The sequence below is a fragment of the Oleiphilus sp. HI0066 genome (genome assembly GCF_001635725.1).
On sequence record NZ_LWFH01001609.1, the window covers coordinates 1 to 1215 of the forward strand.

The 1215-nt window shown below is 45.2% G+C and carries 3 protein-coding genes; all 3 read left to right on the forward strand.

Annotation, left to right across the window (positions count from 1 at the left end; genetic code table 11):
* The coding region (locus tag A3738_RS25220; protein ID WP_156504492.1) for a DNA polymerase III subunit gamma/tau C-terminal domain-containing protein at nt 1–362 on the forward strand (362 nt) is incomplete at its 5' end.
* Between the two features lie 9 nt (nt 363–371).
* Nucleotides 372–701, forward strand: coding sequence for a YbaB/EbfC family nucleoid-associated protein (locus tag A3738_RS25225; protein WP_068473244.1), 330 nt, complete (start codon nt 372–374; stop codon nt 699–701).
* A 14-nt stretch (nt 702–715) separates the two neighbouring features.
* On the forward strand, nt 716–1215 hold a 500-nt coding region (recR, locus tag A3738_RS25230; protein WP_068763940.1), incomplete at its 3' end, for a recombination mediator RecR.

A 1215-nucleotide genomic window follows, 5' to 3' on the forward strand; every position in this document is an offset into this window, starting at 1 on the left:
TTAGACTTGGTTTGACAGGCATGACTCAAAACCTACTTATGAATATGGTGAAGCGTATTCATGGTGAGGTTATGGAATTAGCTGTCGAAACTGGGCATTTTAGAATTTTAAACGACACGCATAAGAAGAAAATCGTGCAAGCATTGAAGGATGCGCTTGCTTGGAATGGTGCGATTGAGTTCAAGGATGGTGTCGATGCAGGACAAGAAACGCCAGCAATGTGGCGTGAACGAATGCGTGAAGAGCAACTTATAGAGGCGAAGCAAAAATTGCACGCCGATGAAAACGTAAAACAGTTAATCGCTGAGTTTGATGGCCGTCTTATCGAAGATAGCGTCGTAGCGCTCGGCACCATTGAATAGGAGAAGAGTATGTTCGGTGGAAAAAATATGAATGACATAATGAAGCAAGCTCAAAAAATGCAGGAGCAGCTTCAGAAGCAGCAAGAAGACATGGCTAACGCAGAAGTGGTTGGCGAGTCAGGCGCTGGTATGGTCAAAGTTACAATGAATGGTCGCCATGATGTTAAGAATGTGGAACTAGACCCGGGTGTGATGACCGAAGACAAAGAGTTTTTAGAAGACTTGTTGGCTGCTGCGGTTAATGATGCTGTGCGTAAAATTGAAGAGAAGAATCAGCAAGCAATGTCTGGTTTAGCTTCAGGAATGGGAATGCCACCAGGATTTAAGATGCCTTTCTAGGCGGAAAATATACGATGAAGTTTGGTGTAACCATTGATGAATTGATCGACGCACTGCGCGTTTTGCCTGGCGTCGGTCAGAAGTCTGCACAGCGCATGGCGCTCGACTTATTAGAACGCAAACGTGATGGCGGAGTGCGCTTATCGAAAGCCTTGTCAGAGGCGATGCACAAAGTGCAGCGCTGTGAAAAGTGTCGGAACTTTACAGAGCAAGATGTCTGTGAAATTTGTCGTGATACGCGTCGAGATGACAGCCTGCTTTGTGTTGTTGAGTCGCCAAGTGATTTACTTGCGATAGAACAATCACAGCAATATGCCGGAAAGTATTTTGTTTTAGGAGGCAGTTTGTCGCCAATTGATGGGCGAGGTCCAGAAGAAATTGGTATCGGACAATTCGTTTCTTATCTTGACCAAATTCAGGTCTCTGAAGTGATTCTTGCGACGAACCCAACCGTAGAGGGAGAGGCGACAGCGCACTATATTTCTGAAATTCTGAAAAACAGAGGTATTCTAGC